The sequence below is a fragment of the Actinospica sp. genome (assembly GCF_035552695.1).
In the GTDB taxonomy this organism is placed as follows: domain Bacteria; phylum Actinomycetota; class Actinomycetes; order Streptomycetales; family Catenulisporaceae; genus Actinospica.
The window spans coordinates 1-19,033 of sequence record NZ_DASZKT010000098.1; the positions used below are offsets into that span (position 1 = coordinate 1).

Sequence of the window (19,033 nt, forward strand, 5' to 3'; positions counted from 1 at the left end):
GCCGCGGCCCCGTCATCCGGGGCCGCGGTTTGGCATCATAGGTCTAGACCAAAATTTCCGCGCAGGCCCTTGCAATACCCGGGTCCGGCTGCTGTGCTTGGGCCCTGAAGGGGTTTCGAACCCCGCACGAAGCCGGTCCTGCGAAGAATGCCCTGAAGGAGAGTTCGAGCGTGTCCAACGAAGCGCTGTCAAACCTTTTGCACGAGGAGCGACGGTTCGCGCCGCCGGCGGAGTTCGCCGCGGCGGCCAACGTGACCGCCGAAGCGTACGCCGCGGCCGAGGCCGACCGGCTGGCCTTCTGGGACGCACAGGCCAGCCGGCTGGACTGGGCCGAGCCGTGGACGCAGACCCTCGACTGGTCCGACGCACCGTTCGCCAAGTGGTTCGTCGGCGGCAAGCTCAACGTGAGCTACAACTGCGTGGACCGGCACGTCGAGGCCGGCCACGGCGAGCAGGTGGCGATCCACTTCGAGGGCGAGCCGGGCGACTCGCGCTCGATCACGTACGCGGAACTGCAGCGCGAGGTGTCCAAGGCGGCCAACGCGCTGACCTCCCTCGGGATCACGGCCGGGGACCGGGTCGCGATCTACATGCCGATGATCCCGGAGACCGTCTTCGCGATGCTGGCCTGCGCCCGGATCGGCGCGCCGCACTCGGTGGTCTTCGCCGCCTTCGCGCCCGACGCGCTGCGCGCCCGGATCGACGACGCCGAGGCCAAGCTGCTGATCACCGTGGACGGGTACAACCGGCGCGGCTCGATCGCCAACCTCAAGCCGAACGCGGACGCGGGTGTCGAGGGCGCGGCCTCCATCGAGCACGTACTCGTGGTCCGGCGCACCGGGCAGGACGTGCCGTGGAACGCGGACCGCGACATCTGGTGGCACGACCTGGTGGACAGTCAGTCCGACCAGCACACGCCGGAGGCCTTCGACGCCGAGCACCCGCTGTTCATCCTGTACACCTCGGGCACCACTGGCAAGCCGAAGGGCATCCTGCACACCACCGGCGGCTACCTGACGCAGGTGTCGTACACGCACAACGCGGTGTTCGATCTGAAGCCGGACACCGATGTCTACTGGTGCACCGCGGACGTCGGCTGGGTCACCGGGCACTCATACATCGTCTACGGGCCGCTCTCGAACCGCGTCACCCAGGTGCTGTACGAGGGCACCCCGGACACCCCGCACCAGGGCCGGTTCTGGGAGAACGTGCAGAAGTACAACGTCTCCATCCTCTACACCGCGCCGACCGCGATCCGCACGTTCATGAAGTGGGGCGACGCGATCCCGGCGAAGTTCGACCTGAGCTCGCTGCGGGTGCTCGGCTCGGTCGGCGAGCCGATCAACCCGGAGGCCTGGATGTGGTACCGGGAGAACATCGGCGGCGAGCGCTGCCCGATCGTGGACACCTGGTGGCAGACCGAGACCGGCGCGATCATGATCTCCCCGCTGCCCGGCGTGACCGCGACCAAGCCGGGTTCGGCGATGACGCCGCTGCCGGGGATCTCGGCGAACGTGGTGGAGAAGGACGGCACGATCGTGCCGAACGGCGGCGGCGGCTTCCTGGTGCTGGACAAGCCGTGGCCCTCGATGCTGCGCGGCATCTGGGGCGACCCGCAGCGCTACCTGGACACCTACTGGTCCCGGTTCGCCGAGCAGGGCTACTACTTCGCGGGCGACGGCGCGAAGAAGGACGCGGACGGCGACCTGTGGCTGCTCGGCCGGGTGGACGACATCATGCTGGTGTCCGGCCACAACATCTCCACCACCGAGGTCGAGTCCGCGCTGGTCTCGCACCCGAAGGTCGCGGAGGCGGCGGTCGTCGGCGCTAAGGACGAGGTCACCGGCCAGCGCATCGTGGCCTTCGTGATCCTGCGCGGCGGCCACGCCGAGGACGAGGGGCTGGACGCGGAGCTGAAGAACCACGTGTCCAAGGCGCTCGGGCCGATCGCCAAGCCGAAGCAGATCCAGGTGGTGCCTGAGCTGCCGAAGACCCGGTCCGGCAAGATCATGCGGCGGCTGCTCAAGGACGTCGCCGAGGACCGCGCGATCGGCGACACCACGACCCTGGCCGACTCCACGGTGATGGACCTGATCTCCGCGAAGCTGCCGCACGCCAGCGAGGACTGATCCCCGGTCAGAATCACTCAGATTCGGTGCCCCGCCACGCGATCCGCGTGGCGGGGCACCGCTGTTTTCGCGGTCCGTCTCCGGGAAGCGCCGCTGCCGCGCGATCGGCTCGGGGGATGCGAGCGGGAGTCAACTCATGTCGCTTCATCGATTTGTCGACAAAGCGATTTAGAGACATGGTCGCGTAAGCGGCTACCCGCTCGGCCTAATTCCGGAGTGCGAAGGCCGCGCGGCGGGTACTCGCGGCGGAGCGGCGCAGCCATCGCCCAGGACCCGCGGGAGGTTCCCATGTCGGCCGAGACCGAGCAGAAACTGAGCACGCTGGTGTCCAGCGCGGCCCAGGACGTCTCCGCGCTGGTGCGCGGGGAGATCGCGCTGGCCAAGGCGGAGGTGCGGCAGGACGTGAAGGAGGCCGCCACCGGCGGCGGGCTGTTCGGCGCGGCGGCCGTGCTCGGCGTGTTCGCGCTGATCATGCTGTGTTTCGCGGCGGCCTACGGGCTGCACGCGACCGGGCTCGGACTGGCCTGGTGCTGGCTGATCGTGGCCGGGGCCTTCCTGCTGGTCGCCGGGGTCTGCGCGCTGATCGGCCTGGCCAGGTTCAAGCGGATCAAGGGCGTGGCGGCGACCAAGCGCTCGACGAGCCGGACGCTGACCATGCTGCGTCGCGTCGACGGCTGAGGAGAGCGACGCAGCCCAGCTCCCATTCGCCGGTCGCTCTTAGTGTCGACGGCACGGCACGGACACCGGGATGTGCCATGCTGACGAGCATGGCTTCCGATCTGACCCCGGTGTACGCGGACGGGCCGTGGACACACCGGGACGTCCCCGCGAACGGCGCGCGCTTCCACGTCGCCGAACTCGGGGACGGACCCCTGGCGCTGTTCCTGCACGGGTTCCCGCAGTTCTGGTGGACCTGGCGGGAGCAGCTGGTGGCCTTCGCCGAAGCCGGGTACCGAGCCGTGGCGATGGACCTGCGCGGCATCGGAGGCAGCGACAAGCCGCCGCGCGGCTACGACCCGCTGACCGCGACGATGGACGTCACCGGCGTGATCCGGGCACTGGGCGAGTCGAACGCGGTGCTGATCGGCCACGACTGGGGGGCGGCCCTGGCCTGGACAGCCGCCACGATGCGGCCGAAGGCGGTGCGCCGCCTGGTCATCGTCGGCGCCGCGCATCCGCGGCAGCTGCGTAGCGCGCTGCTGACCAGCCCGTCGCAGATCGCGGCGAGCAAGCACATCTTCGCCGCGCAGCGGCCGCTGCAGGCCGAGCACGGGCTGACGAAGGACGACGGCGCGGCCGTGGCGCGGATGCTGGAGAGCTGGTCAGGGCCCGGCTGGCCGGAGGAGGACGTGGTTCGGCGCTATCGGGACGCGATCCAGATCCCCGGCGTCGCGCACAGTTCGATGGAGTACTTCCGCTGGCAGATGCGTTCGCTGATGCGGCCGGACGGGCTGCGCTACCACCAGCGCATGCGGACGCTGACGGAGGTGCCGACGCTGCACCTGCACGGCGCGCTGGACACGGTGCTGCTGGATTCGACCGCGCGCGGCTCGGGCGGCTCCGTGAACGCGCCGTACCGCTGGCGGCTGCTGGAGGGCCTCGGGCACTTCCCGCAGGAGGAGGCGCCGAAGCTGTTCACGAACGAGGTGCTCGGCTGGCTGCAGGACGAGGAGCCGGACCGGTAGTCCGAGGCCGCGCTGTGCCCGTGCCCATGCCCGTGCTCAGTGCGGGTGCTTGACCGCTATGAAGACCAGCACGAACGCGCCGACCGCCATCACCGGGGTGAGGAACGCGGTCTCGAACTTGTTGCCGGTGCGCCGGATGATCGGAATCTCGAAGCGCTGCGGCACCGGCCAGAACAGCGGGCAGCCCTCCTTGGTCAGGCAGTCGCCGGTCAGGTGGATCAGCGAGCCGAGGCCGACCGAGATGGGCAGCCATACGGGGTTCGCGGGCAGGAACTCGTAGCACGCGGCGGTACCCGCGGCCGAGACCATGACGACGACGCCCCAGGACTCGATGCCCTTGCCGGCCGGGCACAGGTGCAGCGCGCGCACCGCCAGCGAGAAGAGGACGTACATCATCCCGAGGACGAACCACCGTCCCCAGTAGTGCGCTCCGGCCCAGGTTCCGGCCGTGACCAGGGCCACGAAGAAGAACGAGTGCGTCGCGTGCCGGTGCCCGCCGGAGATCTTCTCGACGAGGCGGCAGAAGTTGTGCGAGATCGGGCCGAGGAAGTGCGCGATGGTGCCGTCGGGGTGGTCGAGGTCCGGCAGCAGCGCGGCGCCCGCGGTGGTGAAGGTACCGAGCACTATGTCGGCGATGGTCAGCGGTTGATGGCTCAGCAGATCCGCCCACCAGGTGACCGGAGCGGCGGCGGCCGCCGCTCCCCACGCCAGGGCTCCGCTGGTCGAATGCGAGTGACCGAGCACCCCGCGTCCCCTCCGGATATTTTGATGTGACTGTTGATCAGCCGCTGATCCTTTAGATTTGAAGGAGGCTACACGGCACAGCCGTCCGTGTCGACCGAGGACGTGAGGTCAGCCCCCTGCTGAGCATCCTGCTGGACCTGACTGGCCGTCAACGCGTACCCGGTCGTCGCGTCCTGCAGGGACTTGGCGAATACGACCCCGTACACCTCGCCGCTCGGGCTCAGCAGCGGACCGCCGGAATTGCCCTGCCGCACGGTCGAATACAACGAGAAGATGTCGCGGGTGACGGTGTTCTGGTCGTAGATGTCCTGGCCCTGCGCGTCCATCTCCTGGCGGATGCGCGCGGCCACGGCGCTGAACGGGCCGTCCTCCGGGAAGCCCGCGACCACCGCGTCGTCCTCCGCCTTGGCGCCGGTGTCGAACTTCAGCGAGGGCGCGCTCAGGCCGGGGACGTAGAGCACCGCGATGTCCGTCTCGGCGTCGTAGAGCACGACCTTCGCGCGGTAGTACTGGCCGACGCCGCCGATCTGCACGGTCGGGTCGGAAACGCCGCCGACCACGTGCGCGTTCGTCATCACGTGCTGCGGGGAGAAGACGAAGCCCGAGCCCTCGATCTGCTTTCCGCAGCTCGGCGCGTCGCCCACGATCTTCACGATGGAGGACTCGGCCGAGACCACACCGGACTCCCTGAGCACCGCCGAGTCCGGCGCTGGCACGTTCGCGATCGTCTCCTGCGTGAACGGCCCGAAGACCTGCGGGAAGCCGCTGCGGCCGAGCACCGTGGAGAAGGAGCGGAACCAGGAGGCCGAGTCCTTCGGCAGCACCTTCTGGATCCCGGCGAGTATCCGCGACTCGTGCACCTGCTCGACGACCAGCGGCATCGCCGAGCCGGCCAGCGCGAGCCCGAGGAACCAGGTGACCAGCAGCACGGAGACGATCGAGACCACCGCTCCGGCGCCCTGGTCGACGGCCTGGATCGGCCGCCAGGTCAGCTCGCGGCGCACCCGGCCGCCGATCGTGGTCGCGATGACCTGGCCGATCACCGCGAGGGCGAGCACGGCGCAGAGCGAGATCGTGGAGACCACCAGCGAGGACTGGAAGTGGCCCATCACCTGCGGCACCAGCCAGACGCCGACCAGCAGGCCGCCGACGAAGCCGACGAAGGACATCACGCCGACGACGAAGCCCTGACGGTAGCCCGAGACGGCGAAGCCGATGCAGATCAGGATGATGATCAGATCAAGCAGGTCCACGGGTCCTCCGGATCTCGCGTACGTCCAGCGGGTACTCGATCACCTCGGCGGGTTCCCAGGGCCGCTCCCAGCCGGCCAGCCGGAGCACCGCGTCGAGCACGCCCGCGGTGAAGCCCCAGACGAGCAGTTCGTCCACGACGAACGCCGGGCCCTTATAGCCGGACGGATGGTGCATCCGGTAGCGGTTGGCCGGGTCGACGAGGGCGGCGAGCGGGACGCGGTGCACGGCGGCCACCTCGTCGGGGCTAGCCACCGCGGCGTCGCCGGGGGCGTGCCACCAGGCCAGCACCGGCGTGACCAGGAAGTCGCTGGGCGGCAGGTAGAGCTCGGGCAGTTCGCCGAACACGCGCACACCGGCCGGATCGACCCCGGCCTCCTCGCTGGCCTCGCGCAGCGCCGCGCGGATCGGGCCCTCGTCCTCGGAACCGTCCGCGGCCGGATCGATCCGCCCGCCGGGGAACGCCGCCTGGCCCGCGTGCGAGCGCATGGTCGCGGAACGCTCGGTGATCAGCACGTCCGGACCGTGCGGCAAGGAGTCGGCGAACAGGATCAGCACGGCCGACGGGTTCGCCTCGCCGCTCAGCGAGGACGGCCGGCGCAGCGGCGGGCGGCCGAGGTAGTGGTCGCCCGGGCCGATCCCGGCGACCGCCTCGGCCAGCCGGACCAGCCACTCGGGCAGGTCGGTGAAGTCGGTGTCGATGACGGGGCTGCCATCGAAGGCTCCGTCGAAGTCCCCGCTGAAGGGGTCCGGCCTGTCGTCGGTCACGGCCGCGCCGCCTCGGCCGTCGCGCGGCGGGGCGTCGCGGCCTGCTGCTTCTCCTCAGCCTGCCGCTTGCGGACCTCGGCCAGCGCGGCGGCCTCGCGCGCCGAGGCGGGCCTGAGCAGCGCCTCCGCCTTGACCGGGTCCAGCTCTCCGATGCCGTGCGAGGGGCAGAGCGAGGCCAGCGGGCAGGCGCCGCACGCTGGGCGGCGCGAGTGGCAGATGCGGCGGCCGTGGAAGATCAGCCGGTGCGAGAGCATCGTCCAGTCGGATTTCGGGAACAGCTCGCCGATCGCTTGCTCGACCTTGACCGGGTCCTCGAGTTCGGTCCAGCCGAAGCGGCGCACCAGCCGGCCGAAGTGCGTGTCCACGGTCAGGCCGGGCACTCCGAACGCGTTGCCGAGCACGACGTTCGCCGTCTTGCGGCCCACGCCAGGCAGCGTGACCAGGTCCTCGAGCCGGCCGGGCACCTCGCCGCCGAAGCGGTCGCACAGCTCGCGGCCCAGGCCGAGGATCGAGGTGGCCTTATTGCGGTAGAAGCCGGTCGGCCGGATCAGCTCCTCCAGCTCGATCCGCTCGGCCGACGCGTAGTCCTCCGCGGTCTTGTACCGGGCGAACAGCGCGGGCGTGACCTGGTTGACCCGCACGTCGGTGCACTGCGCGGAGAGGATGACCGCCACGGTCAGCTCGAGCGGGTTGGTGAAGTCCAGCTCGCAGTGCGCGTCCGGGTAGAGCTCCGCGAGCAGCCGGTTGATCTTCCGGGCGCGACGCACCAGCGCCACCCGGGACTCCGCTTGCCGGGCGCGCGTCGACCGTGGCTCCCCGCCCTTGTTCCGCACCACCACGTCTCGCCTCGCCAACCTTCCCGAACGACCCCGGTCCGACCCCACACCGCCCGGGCTCACGCTAGCCTACGGTCGCCCGTCCCGACTGAGCGAACAACGGCCAGTCTAGGAAACGCGTCACGCCTGTGCGGGCGTTCCCGGCGACCGGGCGGATCCGGGCCGGTCGCACTCTTCTGTCCGAATAACGGTCCGCGCGAGCGTTTGGCTACCTGTTCACGCTGCTGTTTCGCATCGTTTCGGCCTAGCAGATCAACCGACTAGGTGTTAGACGGTGTCGTAGGCCACACTGGAGGAAGTAACGACATAACACATTGGAAGTCGACGTCGAGTGAGACTCACAGGCGATCGGCGACTTTGAGTGTCCGTGAGGACTGTTGGAGGGTTCGCCCGTGGACGACGTGCTTCGTCGGAGCCCGCTGTTCGCCGCACTCGACGAGGAGGCTTCGGCCTCCCTGCTGAAGTCGATGACCGAGATCGTGCTGACCCGCGGGGACGCACTGTTTCACGAGGGCGACCCGGGTGACCAGCTGTACGTGGTGGTCGAGGGCAAGATCAAGCTCGGCCGCACGTCGGGCGACGGCCGGGAGAACCTGACTGCGGTGATGGGCCCCGGCGAGATGTTCGGCGAGCTCTCCCTGTTCGACCCGGGCCCGCGCACGTCCACGGCGACCGCGCTGACCGGGACCAAGCTGCTCGCGCTCGGCCACGCCGAGCTGCAGCCCTGGCTCTCCGCCCGCCCCGAGGTGGCCCGCGCGCTGCTCAAGGCGATGGCGCGACGGCTGCGCCGGACGAACGAGACACTGGCCGACCTGGTCTTCTCCGATGTTCCGGGGCGCGTCGCCAAGGCGCTGCTCGACCTGTCCACCCGCTTCGGCCAGCCGGCGGGCGAGGACCAGGAGGGCATCAAGGTCTCGCACGACCTGACCCAGGAGGAGCTGGCCCAACTGGTCGGCGCCTCGCGCGAGACGGTGAACAAGGCCCTCGCCGACTTCGCCCAGCGCGGCTGGATCAAGCTTGAGGCTCGGGCCGTGGTTCTCCTCGACACTGTCCGGCTGGCTCGCCGGGCGCGCTAGCCGACGCCATCCACCACAAAAGCCCTGCATTTTCATGCACTATTCCGCATGATGTTTCACGTGGAACATCGTCGAGCTTCAGCTGAATCGCGTCGGGTCCAGGTAGTGCAGTTGGGCTCGGACGGAGAGCTCCGCAGCGGGCCAGACCGCCGGGTCCACGTCCGCGTAGACGCGGCGAACAACCTCGGGGGCCGTGGAGTCGCCTGCGGCCAGGGCCGCCTCGACCTGCGCCAGCCGTTCCTTGCGGTGGGCGATGTAGAACTCCAGCACGCCGAGGGCGTCCGAGACCACCGGTCCGTGCCCCGGCAGCACCGTGTCGAACTCGTGCCGGGCCGCCGAGTCGCGCAGCAGGCCGAGCGAGTCCAGGTAATCCGCGAGTGTGCCGTCCGGGTGCGCGACCAGCGTCGTTCCGCGGCCGAGCACCGTATCACCGGTCAGCATCGCGCGATCTGCGGAAAGCAGGAACGAGAGGCTGTCGCCGGAGTGCCCCGGTGTACCGACCACGCGCAGTTCCAGGCCGCCGACGTCGACCACGTCGCCGTCCGCCAGACCCTCGTCGCCGAGCCTGTGCCTCGGATCGAGCGCGCGGACCGGGGCTCCGGTCAGCTCGGCGAAGCGAACCGCCGATTCGGAGTGGTCCACGTGGCCGTGCGTCAGCAGGATCTGCGCGACGTGCGCCCCCTGCTCCTCTACGGCCGCGAGTATGGCCGCGAGGTGCCCCTCGTGCAGCGGCCCCGGATCCACCACCACGGCGGCGGTGGATCCAGGCTCGCGCAGCACCCAGGTATTCGTGCCCTCCAACGTGTAGGGCGACGGGTTGGGCGCCAGGACCAACGTCGAGCGTTGCGGCTGCGCCACTACTACTCGACTTCCACGATGATCTCGACCTCGACCGGCGTGTCCAGCGGCAGTACCGCCACCCCCACGGCGGAACGTACGTGCACCCCGGCGTCGCCGAACACGGTGCCGAGCAGTTCGCTCGCGCCGTTCGCCACGCCCGGCTGGCCGGTGAAGGACGGGTCGGAGGCCACGAAGGCCACCACCTTGACCACGCGCTTGACCTTGGCCAGGTCGCCGACCTCCGCCTTGACCGCGGCGAGGGCGTTCAGCGCGCAGAGCCCGGCCAGCTCCTTGGCCCGATCCGGAGCGACCTCGGCGCCGACCTTGCCGGTCGCGGGCAGCACGCCGTCCACGAAGGGCAGCTGCCCGGACGTGTAGACCAGCGAGCCGTTGCGCAGCGCCGGTACGTACGCCCCGGCGGGCTTGGCCACCTCGGGCAGCTTCAGCCCGAGCTCGGCCAGCTTCTCCTCGGGGTGCCCGACCATCAGGACGCCACCTCGCGCTTCATGTAGGCCACCAGGTTCTCCGGGTTCGGGCCCGGCACGACCTGCACCAGCTCCCAGCCGTCCTGGCCCCAGTTGTCCAGGATCTGCTTGGTGGCGTGCACCAGCAGCGGGACCGTCGCGTATTCGAACTTCTTCGCCATGCCGCCTACCGTAACGCCTTCCGACGCCGGGTCGCCCGCCGTGCGCTGGCACGGGTTACGCTCGTTCGGTGACTACCGCAGACTCAGCAGCCGCCAAGGACTGGCCGGGCGTCCGCCTGCACGTGGTGACGGGCAAGGGCGGGACCGGGAAGACGACGGTAGCGGGCTCGCTCGCGCTGGCCCTGGCGAGCCGCGCGGCCACCCGCCGACGCGCCACCGGCCCCGCACGCACGCCACGGGTGCTGCTGGTCGAAGTGGAGGGGCGGCAGGGTCTGGCCCAGCTGTTCGACGCCCCGCCGCTGCCGTACGAGGAGCGCCGGGTCGCGACCGTGCCCGGCGGCGGCGAAGTCTGGGCGCTGGCCATAGACCCCGAACAGGCGCTGCTCGAGTACCTGGACATGTTCTACAAGCTGGGCGCGGCGGCCAAGGCGCTCAAGCGCTTCGGCGCCATCGACTTCGCCACGACGGTCGCCCCTGGAATCCGGGACGTGCTGCTGACCGGCAAGACCTGCGAGGCGGTGCGCCGCCGTGCGCACGAGGAGGGCCGCACCTTCCACTACGACGCCGTGGTGATGGACGCGCCGCCGACCGGCCGGATCATCCGCTTCCTGAACGTGAACTCGGAGGTCTCCGGCCTGGCCAGGATGGGACCCATCCACAACCAGGCGGACGCGGTGATGCGGGTACTCACCAGCGCGCAGACCGCCGTGCACTTCGTGACCCTGCTGGAGGAGATGCCGGTGCAGGAGACCCTGGACGGGATCGCGGAGCTGCACGAGGCCGGGCTGCCGGTCGGCGGGATCATGGTCAACCAGGCGCGCGACGTCGTGCTGACGGAGGCTCAGCTCAAGCGCGCGGCGAGCGAGGGCGTGGACCGCGCGGAGCTCGGCTCGGGCCTCAGCGAGGTCGGCCTCGACCGCCCGGCGATCGTCGACGCGCTGTCCGCGCTGGCCACCGAGCACGCGCGGCGGGTGCTGCTGGAGCAGGAGCAGCGCGAGTCCCTCAGCGACTGCGAGGCGCCGATCTACGAACTGCCGCTGCTGAACGACGGTGTGGACCGCGTTGGCCTGGACCGGCTCGCGGCGGCGCTGAAGAACCAGGGGGCCGCGTGAGCGAGCTTGCGAGCGAACCGATGAACGCAGTGCGTGTGCGAACACACCTGCCGAGCGCCGGCGAGGTGGGGGCGTGAGCGCCGTTCTGCCGGACCTCGATCTCGACGCGCTGCTCGACGACCGGAACACCCGCATCATCGTGTGCTGCGGCTCCGGCGGCGTCGGCAAGACGACCACGGCCGCGGCCTTCGCGCTGCGCGCCGCCGAGCGCGGCCGGGACGTCGTCGTACTCACCATCGACCCGGCGCGGCGGCTCGCTCAGTCACTGGGCCTGACCGAACTGGACAACACCCCGCGTCCGGTCGAGGGCATCGACACGTCGGCCGGCGGCCAACAGCACGCGATGATGCTCGACATGAAGCGCACGTTCGACGACATCGTGCTCGAGCACGCGGACAAGGGCCGGGCCGAGCAGATCCTGGCGAATCCCTTCTACCAGTCGCTCTCCGCGAGCTTCGCCGGCACGCAGGAGTACATGGCGATGGAGAAGCTGGGCCAGTTGCACGCGCGCGGCGAGTGGGACCTGATCGTGGTCGACACCCCGCCGAGCCGCTCCGCGCTGGACTTCCTGGACGCGCCTAACCGGCTCGGCTCCTTCCTGGACGGCCGGTTCATCAAGATTCTGACGGCTCCGGCCAAGGTCGGCGGCTTCGGCGCGTTCAAGCTGCTGACCAGCGGATTCAGCTTGGTGACCGGTGCGCTGGGCAAGCTGCTCGGCTCGGGGCTGCTCGCGGACGTGCAGTCCTTCGTGAACGCGCTGGACACCATGTTCGGCGGCTTCCGGGAACGCGCCGAGGCCACCTACCGGCTGCTGCAGGCGAAGGGCACCTCCTTCGTCGTGGTCGCCGTGCCGGAGGCGGACGCGTTGCGCGAGGCCTCGTTCTTCGCCCGGCGGCTGGCCGAGGAGAAGATGCCGCTGGCCGGCTTGGTGCTCAACCGGGTTCATCCGCGGCTGGCGGATCTGACCGCGGAGCGTTCGCTGGCCGCGGCGGAACAGTTGGACGTGCCGCACCCGACCTCGGCCCAGTCGCTGGCCGGTGGTCTGCTGCGCCTGCACGCGGAACGGGTGGAGCTCAACCGTCGCGAGGCACGGCACGCCGGGCGCTTCGCGGCCAGCCACCCGGGGATCAGCATGCTGCGGCTGCCCGCGCAGGCCGAGGACGTGCACGACCTCGACGGGCTGCGCGCGGTCACGGAGGCCGCTCAACAGGCGGTCTGAGCGCTCCGTCTCGAAGGTCTACAGGTAATCGTGTGTGGGCAACGGGAAAGTGTCGTACCTAGGGGTCACTGTGGTGCTCGGCACTGCTCGCTGGTAGTGGGTGGGGCGCGGCGGGCTCGCGGTACCCGCCCGCGCCGACGGCCGACCGGGGCCCCGCCTATGCGCTCAACCCCACGACGACCGGCTGAGGCTGTTCGAGGGCGTCCACCAACACCGCCTCGGCGACGTCCATCGCCACCGCATCCTGCTGCCCCGGCCCGGCGGGCGAGGGCTCCGGCGCGATCAGCACGGCGCCGGTGCGCTCGAGATAGGCGTCGCGCGCCTCCTCGAGCACCTGCCGCCAGGAACGCACCTCAGGCCGCTTGCGCAGCAGCGCGCGGCGCTCGCGTTCGGTCATCCCACCCCAAACGCCGTACTCCACCCGGTTGTCCAGGGCGTCGGCGAGGCACTCCGTACGCACGGGACAGGTCGCGCACACCACCTTCGCCCGGTTCTGGGCCGCTCCCTGCACGAACAGCTCGTCCGGGTCCATCCCCCGACAGCCGGCAACTATGGTCCAATCGTCAACCCACGCCATTTCTGGTGCAGTCCTCTCCGCACTCGAGGCTCCCCACCGCGACCCTCACCCGCGTGACCGCCCCCGCGAGGTGAAGACACGGCATCCGCACTAGCCGCACACGCCGTTCTCCTTGCCTACCGTCCACCCTGACGGACGGTCACTTGCAGTGCGGTCGCCGAGGCTGTGTGTCACGGCGCCGCTGCCCGGTACCGAGAGGCCGGGGTCATCCGGTTTCCCTCAGTAAGCACGACAGTACGGAAAGCCTTCACTCGGCGACAGTCCCCGGATTGGTCAATCTCTGATGGCCCGTCCGGACTATCTCCCCTGTCGCAAGTGGGTCACAGTGAGGCTTACTCCACCCTGCGGCGGCCCCGGATCGGGTATGGAAAAGTACCCTGTGGACCATGGCCAAGTCAGAAGGCGATTATTCCGGTTTGGGCGGTATAGGCCGCCTTGCCGCACACCTCGGCACCTTCGTCGTGATCAGCTCCATAGCCGGCCTGCTGCTGGCCGGCCTGGTGCTGCCGATGTCGGCGAGCGTGGGGCTCGCGGCGAAATCCGCCTCGGACCACTTCGAGGATCTGCCGGACGACTTCCAGACTCCGACCCTGCCGCAGCGCAGCACGATCCTCGCGGCCGACGGCTCGGTGATCGCGACCACCTGGGACGACAACCTGCACGGCAACCGCGTCGTCGTCCCGTGGAACCAGATCGCCACCACGATGCCCGAGGCGATCGTCTCGATCGAGGACCAGCGCTTCTACCAGCACGGCGGCATCGACCTCAAGGGCACGCTGCGCGCCCTGGTCAACGACTCCTCCGGCGGCTCGCTGCAGGGCGGCTCGTCCATAGCCCAGCAGTACGTGAAGAACGTGCTCGAGGTCGAGGCGGGCGAGAACACCGCGGCGCAGCAGGCCGCCGTCGCGGACACCCTCTCGCGCAAGATAACCGAGCTGAAGTACGCGATCGCCGTCGAGCAGCAGATGTCCAAGCAGGAACTGCTCGACCGCTACCTGAACATCGTGTACTTCGGCAACGACGCCTACGGGGTGGAGGCCGCGGCCGAGCGCTACTTCTCGACCACGTCCGCGAAGCTGACGGTGCCGCAGGCCGCGACGCTGGCCGCGATCGTCAACAGTCCCACCATGTACGACCCCCTCCAGCATCCGCAGGAAGCCCTCACTCGGCGCAACATCGTGATCGCCGACATGGCCTCGCCCACGCTGCACTACATCACGGCGCAGCAGGCCGCCGCGTTCGAGAAGACGCCGCTCGCCCTGAAGCCCACCGTTCCGCAGAACGGCTGCATCACGGCCAAGGCCTCCGCGGCGTTCTTCTGCAACTACGTCTACGAGACGTTCATCGCCGACGCCTCCTACGGAACCACCACGGCCGCGCGCAAGGCCATGTGGAACGAGGGCGGCCTGAGCATCACGACCACGATGGTGACGAAGAACGAGACCTCCGCGGACGCGGCGATCAGCTCACGCGTCTACGGCACCGACAAGATCGGCTCGGCGCTGGTGGAGGCCACTCCCGGCACCGGGGCGATCGTCGCGATGGCCCAGTCCAAACAAATGGGCTCGGGCAACGGCCAGACGTACATAAACCTGAGCGCCGACCCCGCGCACAACGGGACCTCGGGCTTCCAGGCCGGATCCTCGTTCAAGATCTTCGTCGGCCTCGCCGCGCTGGAGCAGGGCATCAGTCCGAGCCTGCAGATCGACGCGCTGCATCAGATCAACGACTCGAGCGTGAACTTCGCGGCGTGCCCCAGCGGGGTGAACACGACCGTGCCCTGGCAGACGGACCCGAGCAAGCCGTATACGCCGTCGAACGATGACAGCACCAACGGCCCGGTCGACATGATCTACGGCTACGCGAAGTCGATCAACACGTACTTCCTGCGGCTGCAGGAGAAGACCGGCCTCTGCCAGCCGGCCACGATCGCCGCGTCGTTGGGCGTGACCCAGGACAACGACTCCGGCAACGGCAAGGCCCTGATGCAGATCCCGTCGTTCACGCTGGGCACCAACAACATCACCCCGGTCGCGATGGCCGAGGCGTACGCGACGCTGGCCTCGGGCGGCACGTACTGCAAGCCGTACGTGATCACCGGCGTGACCGACTCGTCCGGCAAGCAGTACCCGGCGCAGACGAAGCAGTGCGCGCAGGTGCTGGACACGAACACGGTGAACGAGCTGACGTACATGCTGCAGGGCGTGGTGCAGTGGGGCACGGCTGCGGGAGCCGTACCGCTGGACGGCCGTCAGGTCGCGGGCAAGACCGGCACCACCGACGGCGGTGTGGCGACCTGGTTCGACGGCTACACGCCGCAGCTGGCCACCGCCGTGTGGACGGGCTTCATCAACTGGAACGTGAAGACGAAGATGGAGAACATACAGATCGGGCCGAAGTACTTCAGCGGCCAGGTCTTCGGCGCCTCGATCTCCGCGCCGATCTTCAACGACGCGATGACGGGAGCGCTGTCCGGCGTGGCCGCGCAGAACTTCACCGCGCCGACCGGCTTCGACAACAGCGGGAACTCGCAGAACCAGGGCACCGGCGCGGGCGCGACCGGCGGCATCACCGGAACGATCGGTACGACCGGCACGACGGGGACGACCGCCGGCGGGACCACCGGGAACGGCAACGGGAATGGCAACGGCGGCAGCAACGGGCTGTTCGGCGGGATCTTCTAGCGCCGCGGCCTTTCCCCGCTCTGCTACGCCGATGGCCCGGCGGACGCGCCGACCGCGCGCCCGCCGGGCCATCGCCCGTCTCAGGTCTCTGTCTCGCTCGATGACGTCGACCGGCGTCTACCGAGGTCTACCGAGGTCTACCGACGTCAGCCCACGTCAGCCCACGTCAGCCGACGGCTACGCTACCCGCGTTTACTGGCTCAGCTTGGCCTTGACCGCCGCGGCCACCCGCGAGCCGTCCGCCCGTCCCGCCACCCGCGGCGTGAGCACCTTCATCACTGCACCCATCGCCCGCGGCCCCCCGGCGCCGGACTCGGCCACCGCCGCGTCCACCAGCGCCTGCAGCTCCTCGTCGGACAACTGGGCCGGCAGGTAGGCGGAGAGCACCTCGCCCTCGGCCTCCTCGCGCGCGGCCTGCTCGGCGCGCCCCGCCCCGGCGAAGGCCTCCGCGGCCTCCTTGCGCTTCTTGACCTCGCGGCCGAGGACCTTGAGCACCTCGTCCTCGGACAGCTCGCGGGCGACCTTGCCGGCCACCTCCTCGTTGGTGATCGCGGTCAGCGCCATCCGGATCGTGGCCGAACGCAGTCCGTCCCGCGCCTTCATCGCGGTGGTCAGGTCGCTGCGCAGCTGGGCCTTGAGAGTCGTGGTCATGGCTCCAAGGGTGTCATGAAACCGCTCCGGTCGGGTACGCGATATCGCCGGACGGCCTACCGCGGCCGAGCGGGGCGCGGGGTGTGGCTAGCATGGTCGGATGCGCAAGAGCATCGCGGTTCCGCTGGGAGTGGCGGCGGTGGGCCTGGCCGGGCTGGGCTACGCCGCGGGGGTAGAAGTCAACCTGTACCGGTTGCGCCGGTTCGAGCTGCCGGTGCTCGACCCGGGCAGCGCGCCGGTGAAAATCCTTCAGGTCTCCGACATCCACATGGTCCCGGGCCAGCGCCGTAAGCACGCGTGGCTGCGGTCGCTCGCGGAACTGGAGCCGGACCTGGTCGTCAACACCGGCGACAACCTCTCGCACCCCGACGCCGTCGGCCCCGTGCTCGATGCGCTGGAGCCGCTGCTGCGCGTTCCCGGCGTGTTCGTGTTCGGTTCGAACGACTACTACCGGGCGAAGAAGCTGAACCCGACGAAGTACCTCCGCAGGGGCGACATCTCGCATGCGCCGAAGCACGAACGCGCGCAGAACGACTGGCACGAACTGCAGGCCGGCCTGGAGAAGCACGGCTGGCTCGCACTCAACAACGCCCGCGGCGCGGTCCAGCTGAGGAGCGGCGGGCCGGGTAGCGGAACCGGCGATGGTGGCGGCCGCCGCATCGCCTTCGTAGGCCTCGATGACCCGCACGTCCAGCGTGACCGGTACGAGTCGGTGGCCGGCGGCCCCGACATCGACGCAGAAGTCACCATCGGCGTCACCCACGCCCCCTATCTGCGGGCACTGGACGCGATGGCCGCAGACGGCCTCCCCGTCATCCTCGCCGGCCACACCCATGGCGGCCAGCTCTGCGTCCCCTTCTACGGCGCCCTCGTCACCAACTGCGACATCGACACAGCGCGCGCCAAGGGCCTGCACACCCACACAGCCCCCAACGACCGCACCTCGTATCTGCACGTCTCCGCCGGCTGCGGCACCTCCCGCTTCGCCCCCGCCCGCTTCGCCTGCCCCCCGGAGGCCTCCCTCCTCACCCTCGTCCCCCGCCGCTGACCTGCCCGTTCCCCCAAGCCCCCACCCCCGCCCCCAAACGATTTCCAGTTCCGCCCAGCTCTCCGCTAAGCTGACGGGGCACAGCCGGGGTGTAGCGCAGCTTGGTAGCGCGCTTCGTTCGGGACGAAGAGGTCGTGGGTTCGAATCCCGCCACCCCGACGGTATTGATGCAGGTCAGGGGCCGTTTTTCGAGAGGAAGGCGGCCCCTGATTTTTGTTGAACGGACGAAGAGGTCGTGGGTTCAGACCAGCTACGCCAACGGTTGAGCAGCAGATCAGAAGCCTCTATCCGGACCTCTGGTCGTCTTGGTTGAATCCGTCGAGGTTCGCGGCAATCTGGTCAGCGCAGGGCCTCGCCGGGATCGGCGGACGCCTCCACCCCAGCGACGCCGCTCAGTGCTCCGCAGCAGGCGCCTGCGGCCGGTGAGCACCGGGAACGACCGAGCCAGACGTATCGTTTCACCGGTAATAGGCTGCGCCAAGGTCGGAAAGCAGAACTATAAGCAGCGCGAGCGACCTTCTCGGTGAACTCACCTACTCGCAGGAACCGTCAGGCTAGACCGAGCCGGACGGACCGAGCCTTCTGCTGCCGCAACGAACTGTGGCGACTTGGGGGCCGGCCGCACGGGGAAGGCCCCGAGTGGGATCGGTTCCCGGACTGGCTCGGACCGGACGACCGCGAGGCCCTCATGAAACGCGCTGGACTGATCGAGGGGCGGAAGCACTCAGACCAGCCAGGAGTCCAGGGCCGGATTGCCGATCACCTTGTAGGTCCCGGGCTCATCCTCGATGATGTGGCTGCTACCCACGATGGCAAGGTCCCAGATGTCCAGGTCGAGCCCGAGGGACGACAGCACACGGATGAACTCCCGCCAGGGCAGCGACTCGCCGCTGTCGGTCGCGGCCAGCCAGGCGCGGACCATCCCGGCCGCGTCTGCCAACTCCGGCTGCTCCTCGGCGCGTTCCCTGACCTTCAGGTCGATTCGCCGCACTGCGGCGTCCCGGTCCAGGGTCACTCCCCCGAACTCACCCGAGTGTAGGACCTGGTCGAGGAGGTCCTCGTCGGCCGGTGAGGAGGTGCCCGCCGCCAGGCGCGCGAGCAGGCGGCGACGCGGCACGGGTTCGACGAGCAGGTTCAACTCGCGGATCATGTCGGCCGGTTCGTCGGCGCAGTGGATCAGGCTACAGAGCCGGTTCGGCCGGTTCAGGACGCTGCGCAGGCTGTCGGCGGACTGCTGAGACATGTCGGCTTTGCCCTTCAGCGAGCTGAGGTGCACCGTCGCGGGAGTGGCGTGACGGCCATGGCTGCGCAGCAGGAGCAGCAGCGTCGGGCCCGCCTGAAGGATGATGTCGTTGACAGCCAGCCGGTCGAGCGAGGCCAGGGTGTGCTGATGGCGCCACAGTTCTCGTCCGGTGTGCCGGTCGAAACGGAAGATCTCGGCGCCGACGATCGAGAACTCGTGGTCGCCCAGGAAGTCACGGATGATCTTGAGCTTTCCGGTGGCCATGCCGTCGGGCTTGACGAGCATCAGGGCGGACCGTCGCAGGATGTCGTCCCACTGTTCGCCGAACGCCTCGCGGGCCTCGCTGTAGCCTTCGCGGAAGCACGTGTCGAGCTCGTAATGGTACGCCTTGACCGGCATACGGGTGAGGGTGCCCCAGTTCACGGGTTCCATCGTACCTTTCGCTTTTTCGTTCATGATGGGCGGGCGGGACGGCAGTACGACTGTCAGCCGCGCAGCACCGATGCCAGCCGGGCAAAGTTGGC

At 69.5% G+C, this 19,033-nt stretch carries 18 protein-coding genes and 1 tRNA gene; 9 read left to right on the forward strand and 10 right to left on the reverse strand.

All coding sequences use genetic code 11. From position 1 onward, the window contains the following. Positions 1 to 170 precede the first annotated feature (170 nt). The 3 genes from acs (at position 171) to VG296_RS12635 (ending at position 3,814) form a co-directional block, all read left to right on the forward strand. A complete protein-coding gene (gene acs / locus VG296_RS12625) occupies positions 171 to 2,129 on the forward strand; it encodes an acetate--CoA ligase (protein ID WP_325565864.1) in 1,959 nt (652 codons plus the stop codon). 288 nt (positions 2,130 to 2,417) lie between these two features. Continuing rightward, positions 2,418 to 2,807: a phage holin family protein gene (locus VG296_RS12630; protein ID WP_325565865.1), complete on the forward strand. Its 390-nt coding sequence runs from the start codon at positions 2,418 to 2,420 to the stop codon at positions 2,805 to 2,807. 89 nt (positions 2,808 to 2,896) lie between these two features. Next, entirely contained in the window at positions 2,897 to 3,814 is a 918-nt protein-coding gene (locus tag VG296_RS12635; RefSeq protein ID WP_325565866.1) for an alpha/beta hydrolase, read from the forward strand. A 36-nt stretch (positions 3,815 to 3,850) separates the two neighbouring features. Here the strand turns inward: VG296_RS12635 and VG296_RS12640 are convergent, their stop codons facing one another. From VG296_RS12640 to nth, 4 genes are all read right to left on the reverse strand, one after another. After that, entirely contained in the window at positions 3,851 to 4,558 is a 708-nt protein-coding gene (locus VG296_RS12640; RefSeq protein ID WP_325565867.1) for a metal-dependent hydrolase, read from the reverse strand. Between the two features lie 68 nt (positions 4,559 to 4,626). Further along, a complete protein-coding gene (locus VG296_RS12645) occupies positions 4,627 to 5,811 on the reverse strand; it encodes a MarP family serine protease (RefSeq protein ID WP_325565868.1) in 1,185 nt (394 codons plus the stop codon). Beyond that, complete coding sequence (locus VG296_RS12650; RefSeq protein ID WP_325565869.1) at positions 5,798 to 6,577, reverse strand: CoA pyrophosphatase; 780 nt, start codon at positions 6,575 to 6,577, stop codon at positions 5,798 to 5,800. The genes VG296_RS12645 and VG296_RS12650 overlap by 14 nt, the downstream gene beginning before the upstream one ends. Continuing rightward, positions 6,574 to 7,353 (reverse strand): endonuclease III, encoded by a 780-nt coding sequence (gene nth / locus VG296_RS12655; protein WP_325565870.1) that lies wholly within the window; start codon positions 7,351 to 7,353, stop codon positions 6,574 to 6,576. The genes VG296_RS12650 and nth overlap by 4 nt, the downstream gene beginning before the upstream one ends. A 452-nt stretch (positions 7,354 to 7,805) precedes the next feature. Between nth and VG296_RS12660 the strand changes: the two genes are divergently transcribed. Further along, a complete protein-coding gene (locus VG296_RS12660; RefSeq protein WP_325565871.1) occupies positions 7,806 to 8,489 on the forward strand; it encodes a Crp/Fnr family transcriptional regulator in 684 nt (227 codons plus the stop codon). A gap of 78 nt (positions 8,490 to 8,567) precedes the next feature. On the opposite strand, the gene VG296_RS12665 is transcribed toward VG296_RS12660, so the two are convergent. The 3 genes from VG296_RS12665 to VG296_RS12675 are packed head-to-tail and all read right to left on the reverse strand — an operon-like array spanning position 8,568 to position 9,975. Further along, entirely contained in the window at positions 8,568 to 9,347 is a 780-nt protein-coding gene (locus VG296_RS12665; protein WP_325565872.1) for an MBL fold metallo-hydrolase, read from the reverse strand. A 2-nt stretch (positions 9,348 to 9,349) separates the two neighbouring features. Beyond that, entirely contained in the window at positions 9,350 to 9,814 is a 465-nt protein-coding gene (locus tag VG296_RS12670) for a RidA family protein (RefSeq protein ID WP_325565873.1), read from the reverse strand. Further along, the gene (locus VG296_RS12675; protein WP_212517284.1) at positions 9,814 to 9,975 is read right to left on the reverse strand and encodes a DUF4177 domain-containing protein; all 162 of its coding nucleotides are present in this window, start codon (positions 9,973 to 9,975) and stop codon (positions 9,814 to 9,816) included. The genes VG296_RS12670 and VG296_RS12675 overlap by 1 nt, the downstream gene beginning before the upstream one ends. Before the next feature lie 68 nt (positions 9,976 to 10,043). Between VG296_RS12675 and VG296_RS12680 the strand changes: the two genes are divergently transcribed. After that, positions 10,044 to 11,087, forward strand: a complete 1,044-nt coding sequence (locus VG296_RS12680) for an ArsA-related P-loop ATPase (protein ID WP_325565874.1) — start codon at positions 10,044 to 10,046, stop codon at positions 11,085 to 11,087. A 73-nt stretch (positions 11,088 to 11,160) separates the two neighbouring features. Next, complete coding sequence (locus tag VG296_RS12685; RefSeq protein WP_325565875.1) at positions 11,161 to 12,306, forward strand: ArsA family ATPase; 1,146 nt, start codon at positions 11,161 to 11,163, stop codon at positions 12,304 to 12,306. A gap of 157 nt (positions 12,307 to 12,463) precedes the next feature. On the opposite strand, the gene VG296_RS12690 is transcribed toward VG296_RS12685, so the two are convergent. Continuing rightward, positions 12,464 to 12,883, reverse strand: a complete 420-nt coding sequence (locus VG296_RS12690) for a WhiB family transcriptional regulator (RefSeq protein ID WP_325565876.1) — start codon at positions 12,881 to 12,883, stop codon at positions 12,464 to 12,466. Between the two features lie 386 nt (positions 12,884 to 13,269). On the opposite strand from VG296_RS12690, the gene VG296_RS12695 reads away from it, so the two are divergent. Then, positions 13,270 to 15,567 (forward strand): transglycosylase domain-containing protein, encoded by a 2,298-nt coding sequence (locus VG296_RS12695; protein WP_325565877.1) that lies wholly within the window; start codon positions 13,270 to 13,272, stop codon positions 15,565 to 15,567. A 192-nt stretch (positions 15,568 to 15,759) separates the two neighbouring features. On the opposite strand, the gene VG296_RS12700 is transcribed toward VG296_RS12695, so the two are convergent. Then, positions 15,760 to 16,218 (reverse strand): GatB/YqeY domain-containing protein, encoded by a 459-nt coding sequence (locus VG296_RS12700; protein WP_325565878.1) that lies wholly within the window; start codon positions 16,216 to 16,218, stop codon positions 15,760 to 15,762. Between the two features lie 100 nt (positions 16,219 to 16,318). Here VG296_RS12700 and VG296_RS12705 point away from each other — a divergent pair, with 100 nt between their 5' ends. Both VG296_RS12705 and VG296_RS12710 read left to right on the forward strand, forming a co-directional pair. Next, complete coding sequence (locus VG296_RS12705) at positions 16,319 to 17,266, forward strand: metallophosphoesterase (RefSeq protein WP_325565879.1); 948 nt, start codon at positions 16,319 to 16,321, stop codon at positions 17,264 to 17,266. Positions 17,267 to 17,351: 85 nt separating this feature from the next. After that, positions 17,352 to 17,425, forward strand: a tRNA-Pro gene (locus VG296_RS12710). Positions 17,426 to 17,990: 565 nt separating this feature from the next. Here the strand turns inward: VG296_RS12710 and VG296_RS12715 are convergent. After that, on the reverse strand, positions 17,991 to 18,932 hold the full coding sequence (locus tag VG296_RS12715) for a nucleoside-diphosphate kinase (protein ID WP_325565880.1): 942 nt from the start codon (positions 18,930 to 18,932) through the stop codon (positions 17,991 to 17,993). Positions 18,933 to 19,033: the final 101 nt, after the last annotated feature.